General features: G+C 67.9%; 14 protein-coding genes. 5 read left to right on the top strand and 9 right to left on the bottom strand.

Annotation, left to right across the window (positions count from 1 at the left end; genetic code table 11):
- Positions 1-37 precede the first annotated feature (37 nt).
- Genes gatB through gatC form a run of 3 tightly spaced genes read right to left on the bottom strand, consistent with a single transcriptional unit; the run spans position 38 to position 3,443 of the window.
- Positions 38-1,543: an Asp-tRNA(Asn)/Glu-tRNA(Gln) amidotransferase subunit GatB gene (gatB, locus tag HBK84_RS04325; RefSeq protein ID WP_167318287.1), complete on the bottom strand. Its 1,506-nt coding sequence runs from the start codon at positions 1,541-1,543 to the stop codon at positions 38-40.
- Complete coding sequence (gene gatA / locus HBK84_RS04320; protein ID WP_035965363.1) at positions 1,543-3,144, bottom strand: Asp-tRNA(Asn)/Glu-tRNA(Gln) amidotransferase subunit GatA; 1,602 nt, start codon at positions 3,142-3,144, stop codon at positions 1,543-1,545. The genes gatB and gatA overlap by 1 nt, the downstream gene beginning before the upstream one ends.
- Positions 3,145-3,146: 2 nt before the next feature.
- Positions 3,147-3,443, bottom strand: coding sequence for an Asp-tRNA(Asn)/Glu-tRNA(Gln) amidotransferase subunit GatC (gatC, locus tag HBK84_RS04315; protein WP_167318286.1), 297 nt, complete (start codon positions 3,441-3,443; stop codon positions 3,147-3,149).
- 106 nt (positions 3,444-3,549) lie between these two features.
- On the opposite strand from gatC, the gene HBK84_RS04310 reads away from it, so the two are divergent.
- A complete protein-coding gene (locus tag HBK84_RS04310; RefSeq protein ID WP_240919101.1) occupies positions 3,550-4,107 on the top strand; it encodes a hypothetical protein in 558 nt (185 codons plus the stop codon).
- A gap of 113 nt (positions 4,108-4,220) precedes the next feature.
- Positions 4,221-5,372 (top strand): calcium:proton antiporter, encoded by a 1,152-nt coding sequence (locus HBK84_RS04305; protein ID WP_144997925.1) that lies wholly within the window; start codon positions 4,221-4,223, stop codon positions 5,370-5,372.
- A 64-nt stretch (positions 5,373-5,436) separates the two neighbouring features.
- Here the strand turns inward: HBK84_RS04305 and HBK84_RS04300 are convergent, their stop codons facing one another.
- Positions 5,437-6,135, bottom strand: a complete 699-nt coding sequence (locus HBK84_RS04300) for a maleylpyruvate isomerase family mycothiol-dependent enzyme (RefSeq protein ID WP_167318285.1) — start codon at positions 6,133-6,135, stop codon at positions 5,437-5,439.
- Between the two features lie 138 nt (positions 6,136-6,273).
- On the bottom strand, positions 6,274-8,400 hold the full coding sequence (locus HBK84_RS04295; protein WP_240919100.1) for an ABC transporter ATP-binding protein: 2,127 nt from the start codon (positions 8,398-8,400) through the stop codon (positions 6,274-6,276).
- Between the two features lie 71 nt (positions 8,401-8,471).
- Between HBK84_RS04295 and HBK84_RS04290 the strand changes: the two genes are divergently transcribed.
- On the top strand, positions 8,472-9,098 hold the full coding sequence (locus tag HBK84_RS04290; RefSeq protein ID WP_240919099.1) for a PH domain-containing protein: 627 nt from the start codon (positions 8,472-8,474) through the stop codon (positions 9,096-9,098).
- Positions 9,099-9,103: 5 nt separating this feature from the next.
- Here the strand turns inward: HBK84_RS04290 and HBK84_RS04285 are convergent, their stop codons facing one another.
- The 3 genes from HBK84_RS04285 to HBK84_RS04275 all read right to left on the bottom strand — a co-directional run bounded on the left by HBK84_RS04285 (position 9,104) and on the right by HBK84_RS04275 (position 13,678).
- On the bottom strand, positions 9,104-10,246 hold the full coding sequence (locus tag HBK84_RS04285) for an ABC transporter permease (protein WP_167318283.1): 1,143 nt from the start codon (positions 10,244-10,246) through the stop codon (positions 9,104-9,106).
- Positions 10,243-11,778: an ABC transporter permease gene (locus HBK84_RS04280; protein WP_167318282.1), complete on the bottom strand. Its 1,536-nt coding sequence runs from the start codon at positions 11,776-11,778 to the stop codon at positions 10,243-10,245. Before HBK84_RS04280 ends, HBK84_RS04285 begins: the two co-directional genes overlap by 4 nt.
- A 106-nt stretch (positions 11,779-11,884) precedes the next feature.
- Positions 11,885-13,678 (bottom strand): ABC transporter family substrate-binding protein, encoded by a 1,794-nt coding sequence (locus tag HBK84_RS04275; protein ID WP_167318281.1) that lies wholly within the window; start codon positions 13,676-13,678, stop codon positions 11,885-11,887.
- 275 nt (positions 13,679-13,953) lie between these two features.
- Between HBK84_RS04275 and HBK84_RS04270 the strand changes: the two genes are divergently transcribed.
- Positions 13,954-14,490 carry a lipopolysaccharide assembly LapA domain-containing protein gene (locus tag HBK84_RS04270; RefSeq protein WP_240919098.1) on the top strand — a complete coding sequence of 179 codons (537 nt, stop codon included), beginning with the start codon at positions 13,954-13,956 and terminating at the stop codon, positions 14,488-14,490.
- A 202-nt stretch (positions 14,491-14,692) separates the two neighbouring features.
- Complete coding sequence (locus HBK84_RS04265; RefSeq protein ID WP_167318280.1) at positions 14,693-16,906, top strand: NADP-dependent isocitrate dehydrogenase; 2,214 nt, start codon at positions 14,693-14,695, stop codon at positions 16,904-16,906.
- Positions 16,907-17,085: 179 nt separating this feature from the next.
- Here HBK84_RS04265 and tpx read toward each other — a convergent pair whose 3' ends face one another.
- Positions 17,086-17,583 carry a thiol peroxidase gene (tpx, locus tag HBK84_RS04260; protein ID WP_085107133.1) on the bottom strand — a complete coding sequence of 166 codons (498 nt, stop codon included), beginning with the start codon at positions 17,581-17,583 and terminating at the stop codon, positions 17,086-17,088.
- Positions 17,584-17,685 lie beyond the last annotated feature (102 nt).

Below are 17,685 nucleotides of genomic sequence, written 5' to 3'. Positions count from 1 at the left end.
CCCGGAACCGGCCTTCTCCGTGCTCGTGAGGGGGGCGTCAGCCCTGCACGCCGAGCTTCCCCAGGATGATCTGGCGCACGCGTCCGGCGTCCGCCTGGCCGCGCGTGGCCTTCATGACCGGTCCGATCAGGGCGCCCACGGCCTGGACCTTGCCGCCCTTGATCTTCTCGACCACGTCCGGCATCTGGGCCATGGCGTCGTCCACGGCTGCGGTGAGGGCGCCGTCGTCGGAGACGACCGCGAGCCCGCGGGACTCCACGATCTCCGCCGGGGTGCCCTCACCCTCGACCACGAAACCGAGGACCTTCTTGGCCAGCTTGTCGTTGATCTTGCCGCCGTCGATCAGCCCGTTGAGTTCGACCACGTGGGCCGGGGTCACGGGCAGGTCCGCGATCTCGACCTCGCGCTGCTTGGCGAGGCGGGCGATCTCACCCATCCACCACTTGCGCGCCACGGCGGCGGAGGCGCCCGCGGCAATGGTCTGCTCGATCTCGTCCAGCACATCCGCGTTGACGACGTCGCGGAACTCCTCGTCCGTGTACCCCCAGTCCGCCTTCAGCCGCTTGCGGCGCTCGGCGGGGGGCTCGGGAAGGCTCGCGCGCAGTTCCTCGATCCAGTCCGCCGTGGTCACCACGGGCACCAGGTCCGGTTCGGGGAAATAGCGGTAGTCGTCCGCGTCCGACTTCGGTCGCCCGGCCGTGGTGGAGCGGGTGTCCTCGTGCCAGAAGCGGGTCTCCTGCGTGACCTTCTCCCCCGCGGCGAGCACGGCGGCGTGGCGCTGGATCTCGTAGCGCACGGTGCGCTCCACGGCGCGCAGCGAGTTCACGTTCTTCGTCTCCGAGCGCGTGCCGAACTGCGTGGCGCCCTTGGGCATCAGGGACACGTTCGCGTCGCAGCGCACGTTGCCGCGCTCCATGCGGGCGTCCGAGATGCCGAGGTTCTTCACGATCTCGCGGATCGCGGCCACGTAGGCGCGGGCCAGTTCCGGCGCCCGCTCCCCCGCACCCTCGATGGGCTTGGTGACGATCTCGATGAGCGGCACACCTGCGCGGTTGTAGTCCACCAGGGAGTACTGGGCGTTCTGGATCCGCCCGGCATCCCCGCCCATGTGGGTCAGCTTGCCGGCGTCCTCCTCCATGTGGGCGCGCTCGATCTCCACCCGGAACTCCGTGCCGTCCTCCAGCTCGAGGTCCAGGTGCCCGTCGAACGCGATGGGCTCGTCGAACTGCGAGGTTTGGAAGTTCTTGGGGGTGTCCGGGTAGAAGTAGTTCTTCCGCGCGAAGTGGCACTTCTGCGCGATCGAGCAGTTCAGCGCGAGACCGAGCTTGATCGCGGATTCCACTGCCTTGCCGTTGACCACCGGCAGCACGCCGGGCAGCCCCAGGGACACCGGGGTCACGTTGGTGTTGGGCTCGTCCCCAAAGGTGTTGGGGGCGGCATCGAACATCTTGGTCTTCGTGTTCAGCTCCACGTGCACCTCGAACCCCAGGACGGGGTCGAAGCGCTCGAGGGCTTCCTCGAAGGACAGCACGTCCTGGCTCATCACTTGCCTCCCTGCGCGGCAGTGGCCGCAAAGTCACGAACGGTGGCGGTCACGTCGGCGCGTTCCCGCCACAGCGGGCCGCCCCACTGCTCGGTGAGCAACCGCTCCAGACCGGCCCCGGCGCGGTACACGCGGGCGTCCTCGCGCGCCGGTGCCATGAACTGGATCCCCACGGGCAGCCCGTCCTCCGGTGCCAGGCCGCCCGGCAGGGAGATCGCGGGGATCCCCGCGAGGTTGGTGGGGATCGTGGCGATGTCGTTCAGGTACATCTGCATGGGATCCGCGGACTCGTCCACGCCCCCGATGTCGAACGCGGTGGTGGGCGCGGTGGGCGAGATCAGCACGTCCGCCTTCTCAAACGCCGCCGCGAAATCACGCTGTACGAGCGTGCGCACCTGCTGCGCGGAACCGTAGTACGCGTCGTAGTACCCGGCGGACAGCGCGTACGTCCCCAGGATGATCCGGCGCTTGACCTCGTCTCCGAAGCCTGCGGCGCGGGACGCGCTCATGACCTTCTCGATGGTGGGAGTGCCCTCGGGAGTGACGCGCAGACCGAAGCGCACGCCGTCGTACTTGGCCAGGTTGGAGGAGACCTCCGAGGACATGATCAGGTAATAGGCACCCAGCGCGTACTCGAAGTTGGGCGTCTGGACGTCCACGATCTCGGCGCCCGCGGCGCGCAGGAGTTCGAGGGACTCCTCGAAGCGCTGCTGCACACCGGCCTGGAAACCCTCGCCGCTCAGCTGCTGGACCACGCCCACGCGCAGCCCCTTGAGCCCGCCCTCGGCAGATCCCTCGCGCGCGGCGCGGGCGTAGGAGCCCACGGGATCCGTCAGCGAAGTGGAGTCGGCGGGATCGTGACCGCCCACGACCTCGTGCAACAGCGCGGCGTCGAGCACCGTGCGGGAGCACGGGCCCACCTGGTCGAGCGAGGACGCCATGGCAATCACGCCGTAACGGGACACCGAACCGTACGTGGGCTTGACGCCCACCGTGCCGGTCACGGCCGCGGGCTGGCGGATGGAGCCACCGGTGTCCGTGCCCAGGGCCAGGGGCGCCTGGAACGCGGAGACCGCGGCGGCGGAACCGCCACCGGAACCGCCCGGGATCTTGCGCAGGTCCCACGGGTTGCGCGTGGGACCGAACGCCGAGTGCTCGGTGGACGAACCCATGGCGAACTCGTCCAGGTTGGTCTTGCCTAGGATGGGCATGCGCGCCGCACGCAGCTTGCGGGTCACCGTGCCGTCGTACGGGCTCATCCAACCCTCGAGCATCCGGGACGCCGCCGTGGTGGGCTGGCCCTTGGTCACGATGAGGTCCTTGACCGCCACGGGCACACCCGCGAGCTCGGGCAATTGCTCACCCTTGGCGCGTGCCTCGTCCACACCACGGGCCACGTCCAGGGCCTCCTCGCGGTTGCGGTGCAGGAACGCGTTCAGCCCGTCGGTCCCGCGCGAGCGGTCCTGGGCGTCCAGCGGGGTGCCGTCCGTGGCCTCGATCTGCTCGAGGTGCGCGGTCACGGCGTCCACCGAGGAGACCTCACCGGAGGCCAGCTTGGCCGCGAGGTCCGCGGCGGACAGTTCTACGATGCGCTCGCTCATGCTCACTCCCCGTCCAGGATCGCCGGGACCCGGAACTTGCCGTCCTGGCTGTCCGGTGCGTTGCTCAGGACTTCCTCCTGCGTGAGGGTCTCCCCCACCACGTCCTCGCGGAAGACGTTGTGCAACGGCAGGGGGTGGCTCGTGGCGGGGACGTCGTCCCCGGCGGCTTGGCTGACCGAGGCCACGGATTCGACGATGAGATCGAGTTCACCGGCCACGCGGGCCAGTTCCTCGTCCGACATCTCGATGCGCGCGAGTTCGGCCAGGTGCGCCACCTGCTCGCGATTGATCGCAGACATGCATGCTCCTGGTATTCGCTGATTGGTTCCGATCCAGTCTAGCGAGCGCCTACCCTGGACTCAGCACTCCCGTTCTCCCGCCGATCTCCCGAAGGGGTCCCACTTCGTGGCTCAGTCCTCCGCCCGTTCATCACGACGCCGCTCCACGCCTTCCAAGGGCACCTCCCGGATGACCCGGGCGGACGCCGCGCGCGCCCGCGTGGATCACGACAACGCGTGGCGCCAGTGGGTCTCGGACTCCGCCGTGGAGACCGTGGACACCGCACTGAGCCACGTCCAGGCGGTCGTGGAGGAACAGGTGCGCCAGTACGGAGCATTCCCGGCCTTCCTGGTCACCGGCGCCAAGGACGGGGAGTTCGAACTGGATTCGGTGGACCCGTCTCGCGTGAACGATCTGGCCCCCCAGGATGTGCTGGCCGAACTGCGGGACATCGCGCGCGAGAAGGCCTCCGGATTGCTCGTCGCCGCACTGGCCTACCCCGCCACCCTCCCGGACCGCTCCGGTGCCACCGCGGTGATCGTGGAGGTCGCCCACCGCGAACGGCTCAGCCTGGAAGTTGTCCAGGAATACAATGTCGTGGAGGCCAAGGGCCGCACGTTCGTGAACTTTGGCGATCCGCACACGGATCGAGCGGATCCGTGGTTGTTCGCGGTGCGTGACTGAGACCCGGACACCGCCTCCTCCGACGGGACGACCCGTCAGCACACCGGATAGCTCGGGGACGACCCCGCCCGGACCGGGGCGCGCACAGTCCCGAGAATCGAGCTGACGCTTCCATGTCCCCCACACGTCGTTCCATCCTGACTCCGGGAGCCCTGGCCCGCGTGATCGCGGGATGGGGATTCTTCGTGCTGCTTCAACTCTCCGGCTCGCTGCTGGCCCCACCCGTGTCCTCCCCGCTGCTCGTGGGGGCGCTCGTGGCGATCGTGGGCGTGATCCTGTACGCGGCCACGGGCGTCGTGCGACAGGCCGAACACCTGGCCCACCGACTCGGCGATCCGTACGGTTCGCTGGTGCTGACCCTGTCCATCGTCGTGATCGAGGTGGTGTTGATCTCCGCGGTCATGCTGGGCCCCGGTGAGCACGCCACGATCGCGCGGGACTCCGTGATGGCCGTGGCCATGATCATCCTCAACCTGGTAATCGGTCTGTGCTTGCTCGTGGGCGGCCTCAAGCACGGGGACATGGCCCACAATCGGACGGGAACCTCCAACTACCTGGCGCTGCTCGTGGTCCTGAGCGCCCTGACCTTCGTGCTACCCGCGGCGCTCGGCACCGACGGCGCGTACCAGCCGTGGCAGGAGATCTCCATCATCGCGGTCACCGTGGCGATCTACGCGTTCTTCCTGTACCGACAGACGGGCGCGCAGGCCGTGGACTTCACCGAAGTGGACCCCCGGTTGCGCCCGGGTCCGGAGACCGCGGCCCGGGAGACGACGACGCATCCTTCCCTGCGCTCGGTCCTGGCCGAGCACCGCACCGAGATCCTCGCGCGCCTGGCATTGCTCGTGATCACCGTGGTGCCCATCGTGGTGCTGTCCCACGACATGGCCTCGCTGTTGGACGATGGGATCGGCCGTGTGGGGGCACCGTCCGCGCTGGCCGGCGCGCTGATCGCGGCCATCGTGTTCCTGCCCGAATCCCTCACCGCGCTGCGCGCCGCGCTGGCCGGGGAGATCCAGCGCGTGAGCAACCTGTGCCATGGGGCGCTGGTGTCCACGGTGGGGTTGACCATCCCGGCGATACTCGTGATCGGGCTGCTCACCGATCAAACGGTCGTGCTCGCCGAGAGCCCCGCGAACCTGGTGCTGCTCGGGATCACGCTGGGACTGTCCCTCACCACGTTCGCATCCTCCAGGGTCACGTCGATCCACGGTGCGGCGCACCTGGTGATCTTCGCGGCCTACGGGATCACGGTGTTCTCCTGATGCGCGACTGACCCCGCTGGGAGGCCCAGCGGGGTCAGTCCGACAGCGGATCAGCGAGCCGCGTTCACCACGTGGGGAGCTCGGGCAGGGCGCCCTCGGACTCCACGAACTCGTCGTCACCGCGGGCCAGCCACCGCAGCATGCCCTCGCGGTCGGAGGTGATGAGCTGACCGCCGTCGCCGATGATCCACTCGTCCCGCTCCTCGGTGCGCAGGGTCATCCCCGGGGCACCCTTGGCCCGCATGGTGCGCACCGCGGCCTCCACGGCGTTGAGCAGGGAGTCCGGGTCCGCTTCCGCCACGGTCCACGTGGTGTCCAGGTCGTGGTGGTGCACCACGACCTCCGCGATCCGCACCGCGGGCACGGACGTGGCCGGGACGGGCTTACCGTGCAGGTCGAGCTCTTCGGTGACGATGTCGCCCGTGAGACGCTCGCACTGCTCGGCGAAGAACTGCGCGTTCTGCTTGAAGGTCTCGATCAGCTCGTCCTTGGGCAGCGCGGCGAGCTCGTCGATCTCCTGCTCGCGCGCCTCGTGGGACTCGTAGGGCTGCTGGGGTTCACCCGTGGTGGCCCAGTCGATGAGCTTGACCAGGGCGCGGGCGTTGGAGGCCAGGTGCGCGATCACGTGCGCGCGGTCCCAACCCTCGCACAGGGTGGGGCCCACCATTTCTTCGTCCGAGAGGGACTCCACGGTCGCGAGGAACATGTCGGTCTCCCGCCTCAGACGGGAGAGGTCGGAGTTGAGGCGTGCCGGTTTCATCATGGCTCCCACTGTAGTAATTCCCCACGCGAGCCAGCGCACGATGGCAGGGCTCAACACATACGCATATCGTCCGAGTCCCCATGGGCGGAGCCCCGGGCTGCCGCGCGAACCGCGCTGCTCCCGGGGCTCCGATCATGCTCAGGACACCGTGTGGGCCAACTGCTGACGCAGTTCGCGGCGCGTGCGCTGGGCCTCGGGCGAGGGCACGGGCACCGCGGCGAGCAAGCGCTTGGTGTACTCCTGCTCGGGGTGGCGCAGCACCGCTTCGCGCGAGCCCTGTTCCACGATGTGCCCGTGCTGCATGACCACGATCCGGTTGGCGAGCCGGTCGATCACCGCGAGGTCGTGGGTCACGAACAAGCACGCGAAGCCCATCTCCGCTTGCAGCTGCTCAAACAATTCCAGGACCGTGGCCTGCACGGACACGTCCAGCGCGGACGTGGGTTCATCCGCCACGAGCAGTTTCGGCTTCAGGGACAGGGCCCGGGCGATGCCTACGCGCTGCTTCTGACCGCCCGAGAGCTCGTGCGGGTAACGGTTGCGGTAGTTGCGCGGCAACCGCACCTGGTCCAGGAGTTGCTCGATGCGCTGCTGCAGTTGCGCCCCTTTGGCCTCGCCGGCCAGGAACATGGGCTCACCGATCGACTCACCGATCGGCAGCCGCGGGTTCAGCGAGGACGCGGGGTCCTGGAAGACCATGCCCACATCCTTGCGCACCGCATTGAGCTTGGCGCGCGGGGCACCATGCAGTTCCACGCCGTCCACCACAAGCGATCCCTCGACCACGGGCAGCAGTCCCACCGCGGCGCGGCCGATCGTGGTCTTGCCGGAACCGGATTCACCCACGAGACCCACGGTCTCCCCGGCCGCCACGGTGAGGCTGACGCCCTCGACCGCGCGGAACGCGGGGTTGCGGCCCTGCTTGGGGTACTCGATGGCCACGTCCTTCAACTGCAGCACCGGTTCCACGACCCGCTGGGCGAGCGTGTCCATGGACGCTGCCTCCGCCGTGCTGCGGTCCACCACCATGGGCATGACCACGGAACGCTCGAGCGCGGCGACCATGTCCACGGACTCGTCGTTCTCGTTGCCCTGGCCCAGGTGGGGCACGGCCTCGAGCAACGAGCGGGTGTAGGAGTGGCGCGGTGCGGTGAAGATCTGCTCCGCCGTGCCCTGTTCCACGATCACGCCCTTCTGCATGACCGCGATGTTGTCCGCGAGGTCCGCCACCACACCCATGTCGTGGGTGATCAGGATGACCGCCGAGTCCAGCTGGTCCTTGAGGTTGCGGATCAGATCCAGGATCTCCGCCTGCACGGTCACGTCCAGGGCCGTGGTGGGCTCGTCCGCGATCAGCAGTTTGGGGTCGCACGAGAGGGACTGCGCGATCATCGCGCGCTGCCGCTGACCACCGGAGAGCTGGTGGGGGTAGGAACGGAACGCCTTCTCGGGGTCCGGCAGTTCCACCATGGTGAGCATCTGCCGGGCACGTTCGGCGGCCTCGGCGGGTGAGATGTCCCGGTGCAGGCGGATGGTCTCCACGATCTGCTGGCCCACCGTGTACACGGGGTTCAGCGCGGTCATGGGCTCCTGGAAGATCACGGCGATCTCCTCGCCACGCACGCGCCGCAGCGCGTTGCCGCGCAGCCCGATCAGTTCCTCCCCGGCCAGCACGGCCGAACCGCGCACGCGCGCGTTGGAGGGCAGCAGCCCCAACATGGACATCGAGCTCGCGGACTTGCCCGAACCGGACTCGCCCACGATCGCGAGCACCTCCCCCGCTGCGACGTCGTAGTTCAGGTCGATCGCGGCCGGCACCCAGTCCCGGTCCACGCCGAAGTCCACGGACAGCCCGCGCACGCTCAGCACGGGTTCACCGCGGGCCACGGTCCTGCGGGCCGGGCCGCGCCGCACGGTGGGTTCGTTGCGCTGCGCCCGCCGACCACGCCGTTTCTGCGCGCCCTCGGCGGTGGCACCCGCCGCGGCACTGCCGTCGGCGGCTGCACCCGCGGCCGCGGTTCCGTCGGCGCGACCGGTGACCGCAGCGGCGTCGGCGGCCGTGGCACCGGACGATCCGGCAGCGCGAGCGTGAGCCGCGGAGGGGTTACCGGGGCCTTCGGTGGCCACCCGCCCGTCGCCGCTCGGCGTGCCGTCCCACGGGGCGTTGTGCTCGGCGGCCGTGGCCTCGTGCGACGACGCCGCGTTCGGGTCCTGCGCCGCGTCGTGGGGTCGCGGGGTGCCCTCGGGCTGGTTCGAGGTGCTCATCGTGTGTGCTCCATCGTGTCGAGAACTGGGCGCGCGGCCGCGGCACACGCGCATTGCCTAGCATGGGGGTCATGACCCGAGAACCCGCCGGCGAGCCCGAAACCTACCGAGCGTCGTCGGCCCCGTGGCTCACGGGATTCCTGGTGGTCCTGGGTCTGGTGGTGTGCTTCGCGGGCTGGGGCCACACCGTGGCGCACCACGCGGGCGCCGTGTTCGGTGGTCTCGCCCTGGCGGCGCTCGGGTACGCGCTGTACTGGCGCCCCCGGCTCGAGGTGCACGCGGACGAGGTGCGCGTGGTGAACCCCCTGCGCACGGTGAGCATTCCGTGGAGCCGGATCGTGGACGTGCGCACCCGTTTCGCGGTGACCATCGCCACGGACCAGGGCGCCCACTCGTGTTTCGCCCTGCCCTCCGCCGGTGCCGGCGCCGCCCTGCGCTCCGGTGTGGACGCCGTGAACCGCAATCACCCGATTGCCCGACCGGGCGGCGCGGTGCGCGTGGGCGACCTGACCTCGACCGCTTCCGGCGCCGCCGCGCACCGCGTCCGCGACACGTGGCAACGCAAGATCGAGACCGGTGAGCTGGACGTCTTCGCCCGGGACGCCGCACCCGATCCGGTGTGGACCCGGTACGCGCCCGGCCCGCTCGCGGCGGTCGCGCTGCTGGCCGCCGCGAGCGCCGTGCTGTTCACCGTGTGAACTGATCATCGTCCGTCCCGGCCGGTGTCCCCGCGCGTCCCGGTCTCGGCCCCGGCGTTCACCGCGGGCTTCGTCCCCGGCTCGGATGCGGTGAGCGCGTCCGGGTACTGGTCTGTGCGCTCGCCGGTCTCGCGGGCGCGCTTGGGGTTGAACTTGCGCTGGCGCGGGTCGAACGCGTCACGCAGACCGTCACCGATGAAGTTGATGGTCAGCGCGATCGCCACGATGAACACACCCGGCCACCAGAACAACCACGGACGGGTCGCGAAGGCGGTCTGGTTCTCGCTGATCAACCGGCCCAGGGACCAGTCCGGGGCCTGGATACCCAGACCCAGGTAGGACAGCGCGGTCTCCAGCAGGATCGCCGAGGACATCAACAGCGTGATGTTCACGGTGATCACACCCACGGTGTTGGGCAGGATGTGCTTGAAGATGATCCGCCCGCTCGAGGCACCGGCCAGTCGCGCGGCGTCCACGAACTCGCGTTCGCGCAGCGTGAGGAACTCACCGCGCACCAGGCGCGCGAGCGGCGGCCACGAGGCTAGACCGATCAGTAGACCCAGGGCGATCACCGTGGCGAACGTGGGCAGGTTGTGGGTGCGCACCCACGAGATGGCCAGGCGGCCCAACAGGGCTGCCAGGATCACCAGGGGGATGATGATGATCACGTCGGTCAGACGCATCAGCACGGCCTCGGTCCAGCCCCGGAAGTACCCGGAGAGGCCACCCACCACGGTGCCCACGAGGCCCGCGATGATGCCCACCACGATCATGACCACCAGGGAGTACTGGGTGCCCTGCATGGCCATGGCGAACAGGTCACGGCCCAGGTTGTCCTGGCCGAACGGGTGCTCCCCGAGCGAGGGCGGGAGCAGGGACAGCGTGGGCCGGCCACCGTTGAGCACGGTTCCCGTGGCGTCCGGGTTCCACTTCCACCATCCCGGGATGGGACCGACACCCAGCGAGGTGACGGACAGCACCACGATGAACAACAGGACGATCAGGGACACGACGGCGCCCGTGTTGCCGAAGAACCGCTGGCGTACCAGCTGTCCCTGGCTCTTGCCGCGCACGTCCTCGGGCTTCTCGCCGGTCTGCGGGTTCTGTTCGACCCGCTGGGGGACGTCGATAGGTTGTGGCTGGCTCATGCTTTCACCCTCACGCGCGGGTCGAGTACGGAGTACACCAGGTCAGCGATCAGGTTGAAGACCATGGCGACAATGCCGGTGATCAGGAACACGCCCATCACCGGGTTGGGGTCTACGTTGCGCACCGATTGGATGAACAACTGCCCCATACCGGTGAACGCGAACACGGATTCCGTGATGATCGCGCCGCCGATCAGACCGCCGATGTCGTAGGCCACGAGCGTGGCCAGCGGGATCAGCGCGTTGCGGAACGCGTGACGCATGACCACGGTCCGCTCCGACAGGCCCTTGGCGCGCGCGGTGCGCACGTAGTCCTGGCCCATGATCTCCAGCATGGACGCGCGCGAGTACCGCGAGTAGGACGCGAGCGCCAGCAGGGTGATACAGATGGTGGGCAGCAAGAGGTGGGTGAACCGGTCCAGTCCGGTGATCCAGAAGTCACCCGACAGGCCCGGGGTGGAGGAGTTGGCCGTGGCGATGGGCCGGCCCCGGATGTGACCGGAGTTCACGTAGTCCGGCCACGACTGCATGAAGCGGTCCAGGATGATCAGCAGGGCCACGAAGAAGCCGGTGACCCCGCCCACGCGGGCGCCCTGACCACGGTCGTAGCCACCGGCGACGTAACCGGCTCCCACACCCACCAGGATCATCACGACGACCAACGCCAGCAGGGTCAGCAGCCCGCCCCCGACGAAGAGGGCCTGGACGGGGAAGTACAGCACGAGACCCACCGCCACGGTGGCCAGCCCGGCGTACAGGGCCCGCTTATTGCGTAGTCCCGCCATGAGGACGGTGGCGGTCACGGCCACCAGAATGCCAGTCAGTGCGATCAGCGGGATGCCCAGGAAGGGGTGCGCGAGCCAGTTGGTCGCGAGCACGAAGTAGATGATCCCGAAGGTGACCACGAAGCCCATGACACCCATGAGGATGCGGGTCCGCATGCGCCCGAACGAGACCAGGAACCAGATGAGCCCGGCCACCACGGAGATTGCGAGCAGCGCCCCGATGGACAGTGACGGGTTCTGCAGGAAGTCGTTGAACTGAATGGCCGCCACTTCCTTGAGTAGTACCGCGAGCCAGAAGCTCGGCAGCGAGAAACACAGGAAGGTCAGGAACGTGATGCCGTAGTCCAGGCCCGAGTACTGCCGCAGTGCGGAGACGATACCCAGGGTGATACCCACGACGATGGCCAGGATGGTGCCGATCGTGACCAGCATGATGGTCTGGCCCATGGCGAAGGAGAGCAGGCTCGTCACCTCCTGGCCCTCGCGGCTCACGCCCAGGGAGCAGGTGTCCGCAAAGGGCACGAGGCACCCGAGTGCCCCGCCGAGCCACGTGAAGTAGCGCAGCACGGGCGGTGTGTCCAGGTTGAGGGCCTCCACGCGGGCGGGGATCAGCTGTTGGGCGTTGGGGTTTCCGTACAGGTCCCACAGCGGGTCGCCGGAGACCGCCGTCATGAGGTACACGAGGAACGATGCGCCCAGCAGGATGAGGACGGCGGTGATGAGCCGTCTGAGGATGTAAGAAATCATGATGCTGCCTCTGAACGAGTGGTGATCACGACGCTGCGCGGACACGGCGTTCCGCGCCCGCGCAGCATCATGAGGGGAAGGACTCGGTCAACCGAGGTCGACCGTCCTACTTGCGGCTCCACTCGGAGACGTTCCAGAACACGCCGTCCTGGTTCGGCTGGTACTGGTCCACGCCGGAGATCTTGTCCGACGAGGCCACGAAGCCCGCGGACTGGAATAGCGGCAGGCCGTACGCATCCTCGAACACGTGCTTGTCCACCTGGGCGATCTGGTCGTTGCGCGAGGACTCGTCCAGGTTGGAACGGGCCTCGTCCACGAGCTTGTCGACCTCGGGGTTCGAGTACTCGTTGTAGTTGCCGCCACCGCCGGTCTTGAAGATCTGCGACAGCGCCTCGGTACCCACACCCGGGGAGATCCAGCCGAACAGGGAGGCGTCGTAGTCGCCGTCCGCGAGCTTCTCCGACCAGTTCGGGTCACCCAGGTCCTGGACCTTGAAGCCCGCCTTCTCCGCGGACTCCTTGATCAGTTGGAAGGAGTCCACGCGCTGGGGGTTGGCGTTGTTGTACAGGATGCGCACGGTGGGCGTCTTGCCACCCAACAGTTCCTTGGCGCCGTCGATGTCCACGTCCCCGTACAGTTCCTTGGCCTTGTTGACCTCCACGGCCTTCTCATAGGGCTCGCCCTGGCTGGAAACGAACATCTCGGAGTTCAGCACCTGAGCGTCTTCCTTGACCGGTTTCACGATCTGGTCCACGATCTGCTGGCGCGGGATGGTCTTCAGGAACGCCTCGCGGACATTCTTGTCCTTGAAGGTGCCCGCACCGAAGTTCAGGTCCACGTGATCGTACGCGAGTTGATCGCCCTTCTGGACGTTGACACCGTCGATCCCCGCGACCTGGTCCACGGTGTCCTTGTTGACGTTGACCGGCTGCATGATGTCCACTTCGCCGTTGCGCAGCGCCTGGATCTGAGCCGTAGCGTCGCCGATGGTGCGCAGGGTGATCTCGTCCAGCTTGCCGGGCATGCTGCCGTTGTAGTTCTCGTTCTTCTTGAGCGTGACCGAGTTGTTCTCCACCACATTGTCGATCGTGAACGGACCGTTGGACACGAGGACGTCCTTGTCCTCGGGCGTGGAGGTGAAGTTGAAGGAGGTGTCCCAGGCCTTGCCGATCTTCTCGAGTTCGGGCTGCTTCTGGGGGTTCTTGGGATCGCCCTTCTTCTGGTTCTCGAGCACCTTGAGCAGCTCGTCCTCGGACATCCCGGCCTTCTTGGCCACCACGTGCGCGGGCATCAGGTAGTTCTGGTCGAAGGCGATCTCCCAGTCCGCGTTCTGCTTGCCCCACGTGACGGTCATGGTCTTGCCGTCCTCGGAGAACTCGGGCTTGTCCGTGGAGCTCAGGATGTCCGTGGAGCCGGCGATCGCGAAGTAGTCCTTGCCGGCCTTGCCGTCCTCGCTCGCGTCATTGGCGTAGCCGGAGAGCACGGACCACCACAGCATGAGGTCGGCCTTGTCCACCGCGTTGCCGTCGGACCACTTGGGGTCCTTGATCGTGTACTCGACGGTCAGGGGATCGTCCGAGGTCTTCTTGTACGTGCCGAAGCCCTCGTTGGGGTGGATCTTCTGCTCCGGGTCCACCGTGATGAACCCTTCGCGGGTCATCTGGACCACGTGGCCGTTGATGTCCACGTTCGTCTTGGTGTAGCCCGGATTGGCACCCGAGAACTTGTTGGTCTCGGCGACATTGACCACGCCGCCGCTCTGGGCGCTCGCGCTGCTGTCACCGCCGCCGCCGTTGCTGTCGTTGCCGCCGCCGCCCACGCTGGCGCAGCCGGTCAGCGTGAGTGCAGCGATTGCCGCGACGGACACGGCAGCCTTCCCCTTGAAGGTGTACTTTCCCATGACGTTTCCTCCCGATATGGTGTCCATGGAATGTGCGTTGCACCCCGGTGGTTGTTACCCCGAGCCGGGGCCGGCATCACCGATGGATTGTGGTGCGTCTCACGATGAAGCACAGGTTACTCGCGGATAACCTTTTCGGGGAGAAACCTCCCGCGTGTCTCGGGAGTGTCGGATGATTTCGTCGTGGCGCGGGCAATGCCGAGCATCGAATCACCTTCCGTGATATTGGCCGTACGCTGGTGCCATCATCACTTCGCCCCGTCAGGAGGCCCCCCGTGACCGACACACCGCACGAGCCCCGTAACGCGCCTCGTCTCCCCCCGGACGACGCCGCACGCCCGCCTCACACTCCCGGCTCCCGTTCCGCGGGCAAACCGCTGCGCGAGGGGTACGCGGACGCGCACGCGGCGTCGTCGGCCCCCGTGGACGCGCAACATCCCGGGACGGCGGTCACGGACAGCGGGACCGCACACTCGGCCTCGGGGGCAGGGGGTACGGCCTCCCCCGTGGATCCCTCGCTGGACAAGCCCGTCAAGCGCGGCGTGTCGGGGACCGTGTGGGCGGCGCTGATCCTGGGCGTGATCGTGCTGATCCTGTTGCTGGTCTTTATCATCCAGAACAACGTGGCCACGCGATTCGAGTACATGGCGTGGACGTTCAGCCTCCCGTTGGGCGTGGCCATGCTGCTCTCGGCGATCGCCGGGGCCCTGATCATGGCCCTCGTGGGGTCCGTGCGGATGTTCTCTCTGGGTCACCGCGTGCGCAAGCTCGAACGCGAGCGCGAGCGGATCAGGACCTCGCTGCACGGCTGAGAGCCCACTGCACCACGGCGCGCGGCGCCGGTCGATCGGGACCGGCGCCGCGCGTCGTCGTACTCCTGGGAGTGCGCGAGCGTGACAGCGCGTAGGGCGCGTGGTGACCAGCCGGTCGGCCCGCCGCACACGGAATCGGGCGCGGGCCAGCGGGTATCCTGGGAGGCAGCCCAGTGACCGTCAACGCAAGGAGCCATCGCTCATGCCCAAGATCATCTACACCGAGACCGACGAAGCACCCCTGCTCGCTACGTACTCGTTCAAGCCGATCGTGGAGGCGTTCGCGTCCACCGCCGGTGTGGAGGTGGAGACCCGAGACATTTCCCTGGCCGCGCGCATCCTGGCCCAGTTCCCGGACCGCCTCACCGACGAGCAGCGGGTCCCGGACACCCTGGCCGAGCTGGGCGAACTCGTGGAGACCCCGGAAGCGAACATCGTCAAGCTGCCGAACATCTCCGCGTCCATCCCGCAGCTGAAGGCCACCATCAAGGAGTTGCAGGCGGACGGCTACGACCTGCCGGACTACCCCGAGGTCGCCACCTCGGACGAGGCCAAGGACATCCGCGCGCGTTACGACCGTGTCAAGGGCTCCGCCGTGAACCCCGTGCTGCGCGAGGGCAACTCGGACCGCCGTGCCCCCAAGGCCGTGAAGAACTACGCCCGGCAGCACCCGCACTCCATGGGCGCGTGGAGCAAGGACTCCAAGACCAACGTGGCCACCCTCGGCCACGACGACTTCCGCAGCAACGAGAAGTCCGTGATCATCCCCGAGGACGACACCCTGACCATCCAGCTCGTCACCGACCGGGGCACCACGATGCTCAAGGAGTCCTTGCCCGTACTGGCCGGTGAGGTCGTGGACGGCACCTTCATGAGCGCCACCGCGCTGGACGCGTTCCTCGCGGAGCAGGTGGCCCGCGCCAAATCCGAGGACGTCCTGTTCTCCACCCACCTCAAGGCCACCATGATGAAGGTCTCCGACCCCATCATCTTCGGCCATGTGGTCACCGCGTTCTTCCGGGACGTCTTCGACCGCTACGGAGAGGACCTCGCCAAGGCGGGGCTGTCCCCCAACGACGGCCTGGGTGGAATCCTCTCGGGCCTGGACGCCCTGGACAACGGCCAGGAGATCAAGGCCGCGTTCGACAAGGCGATCGACGAGGGCCCCGAGTTGGCCTACGTGAACTCGGACAAGGGCATCACCAATCTCCACGTGCTCTCGGACGTGATCGTGGACGCCTCCATGCCCGCCATGATCCGCACGTCCGGAAAGATGTGGGGTCGCGAGGGCGAGCAGAAGGACACCCTGGCCGTGTTGCCGGACTCCTCTTACGCGGGGGTCTACCAGGTCGTGATCGACGACTGTCGCGAGAACGGCGCGTTCGATCCCACGACCATGGGTACCGTCCCCAATGTGGGTTTGATGGCACAGAAGGCCGAGGAGTACGGCTCGCACGACAAGACCTTCGAGATCCAGGACGCTGGCACCGTCCAGGTGGTCAACGGTGCCGGTGAGGTGCTGTTGTCCCACGAGGTCCAGCCCGGTGACATCTGGCGTGCGTGCCAGGCCAAGGACGCCCCCATCAAGGACTGGGTGCAGCTGGCCGTGCGGCGTTCCCGCGACTCCGGGATGCCCGCCGTGTTCTGGCTGGACGAGTCCCGCGCCCACGACCGCAACCTGATCACCAAGGTGGAGCAGTACCTCGCGGAGGAGGACACCGACGGTCTGGACCTGCGGATCCTCTCCCCCGCGGAGGCCACCAAGTTCACGGTGGAGCGGCTGCGCCGCGGCGAGGACACCATCTCGGTGACCGGCAACGTGCTGCGCGACTACCTCACGGACCTGTTCCCCATCCTGGAACTGGGCACGTCCGCCAAGATGCTGTCCATTGTGCCGCTCATGAACGGCGGTGGCCTGTTCGAGACCGGCGCCGGTGGTTCCGCGCCCAAGCACGTGCAGCAGCTGCAGGAGGAGAACCACCTGCGCTGGGATTCCCTGGGTGAGTTCCTGGCGCTCGCCGCGTCCTTCGAACACCTCGCCAGCCGCCACGACAACGCCAAGGCGCAGGTCCTCGCGGATACCCTGGACCGCGCGACCGGGACCTTCCTCAACGAGAACAAGTCCCCGTCCCGGAAGGTCAACGAGCTCGACAACCGCGGTTCGCACTACTACCTGGCCATGTTCTGGGCCGAAGAGCTCGCGCAGCAGACCGAGGACTCCGAGCTCGCGCAGGCGTTCCAGAAGGTCGCTTCCGAGCTGCGCGAGAACGAGGACACCATCAACGCCGAACTGCTGGACGTGCAGGGTTCCCCCGCGGATCTCGGCGGGTACTACTGGCCCGTCCCGGAGAAGGTCTCCGCGGTGATGCGCCCCTCCGCCACGCTCAACGAGATCGTGGACGGGCTCAGCGCCTGACGTTCCGGAGTGTCTCGCGCGTGTGACGGACCCAGGTTCGAGCACGCGCAGCAACCGACGACGACGCCGCGTCGCCTCCGTACGGGGGCGGTGCGGCGTCGTTCGTTATCCGTCCCGAAAGATCCGGACACGCGAAAGGGGCGGGACCGCACGGCCCCGCCCCTCCTCCGGTGAGCTGATCAGGAGACGGCGGCGACAGCGGCGTCGTAGTCCGGCTCCTCGGTGATCTCCTCGACGAGCTGGGTGTGGACGACCTTGCCGTTCTCGTCCACGACCACGACGGCGCGGGCCAGCAGACCCTCGAGCGGGCCGTCCGTCTGGGTCACGCCGTAGTCCTCGCCGAACGACGAACGGAACGCGGACGCGGTGGTGACGTTGTCGATGCCCTCCGCGGCGCAGAACCGGCCCTGCGCGAACGGCAGGTCCTTGGAGACACACACCACGGCGGTGTTCTGCAGGGACGCGGCGCGCTGGTTGAACTCGCGCACGGACTGGGCACACACGCCCGTGTCCAGGGACGGGAAGATGTTGAGCACCATGCGCTTGCCCGTGAACTCGTCCGAGGCCACGGGGCTCAGATCCGCTCCCACGAGGTCGAAGGACGGCGCGGGCTCTCCCTGGGCGGGCAGCTCGCCGACGGTGTGGACGGGGTTTCCTTGGAATGCAGTAGTAGCCATGTCTCCATTGTGGTGCGCGCCACTGGACCGTGACACGTATGTCCGCCGTGCGCTGAACCGGGCTCGCTGATAGCCTCTGTGCCACCCTGCCCCGTGAGACGA

This window comes from Kocuria sp. KD4, assembly GCF_011769905.1.
GTDB lineage: Bacteria > Actinomycetota > Actinomycetes > Actinomycetales > Micrococcaceae > Kocuria > Kocuria marina.
The sequence above is the reverse complement of the archived record's forward strand: the minus strand, read 5'-3'. Positions and strand labels throughout refer to the sequence as shown.

What these genes read in the sequence shown, in the direction of transcription:
- HBK84_RS04285 (WP_167318283.1), bottom strand. Translation starts at nt 10,246, where the DNA reads ATGAGCCAGCCACAACCTATCGACGTCCCCCAGCGGGTCGAACAGAAC.
- HBK84_RS04305 (WP_144997925.1), top strand. Translation starts at nt 4,221, where the DNA reads ATGTCCCCCACACGTCGTTCCATCCTGACTCCGGGAGCCCTGGCCCGC.
- gatB (WP_167318287.1), bottom strand. Translation starts at nt 1,543, where the DNA reads ATGAGCCAGGACGTGCTGTCCTTCGAGGAAGCCCTCGAGCGCTTCGAC.
- HBK84_RS04280 (WP_167318282.1), bottom strand. Translation starts at nt 11,778, where the DNA reads ATGATTTCTTACATCCTCAGACGGCTCATCACCGCCGTCCTCATCCTG.
- HBK84_RS04300 (WP_167318285.1), bottom strand. Translation starts at nt 6,135, where the DNA reads ATGATGAAACCGGCACGCCTCAACTCCGACCTCTCCCGTCTGAGGCGG.
- gatC (WP_167318286.1), bottom strand. Translation starts at nt 3,443, where the DNA reads ATGTCTGCGATCAATCGCGAGCAGGTGGCGCACCTGGCCGAACTCGCG.
- HBK84_RS04265 (WP_167318280.1), top strand. Translation starts at nt 14,693, where the DNA reads ATGCCCAAGATCATCTACACCGAGACCGACGAAGCACCCCTGCTCGCT.
- HBK84_RS04290 (WP_240919099.1), top strand. Translation starts at nt 8,472, where the DNA reads ATGACCCGAGAACCCGCCGGCGAGCCCGAAACCTACCGAGCGTCGTCG.
- HBK84_RS04275 (WP_167318281.1), bottom strand. Translation starts at nt 13,678, where the DNA reads ATGGGAAAGTACACCTTCAAGGGGAAGGCTGCCGTGTCCGTCGCGGCA.
- gatA (WP_035965363.1), bottom strand. Translation starts at nt 3,144, where the DNA reads ATGAGCGAGCGCATCGTAGAACTGTCCGCCGCGGACCTCGCGGCCAAG.
- tpx (WP_085107133.1), bottom strand. Translation starts at nt 17,583, where the DNA reads ATGGCTACTACTGCATTCCAAGGAAACCCCGTCCACACCGTCGGCGAG.
- HBK84_RS04295 (WP_240919100.1), bottom strand. Translation starts at nt 8,400, where the DNA reads ATGAGCACCTCGAACCAGCCCGAGGGCACCCCGCGACCCCACGACGCG.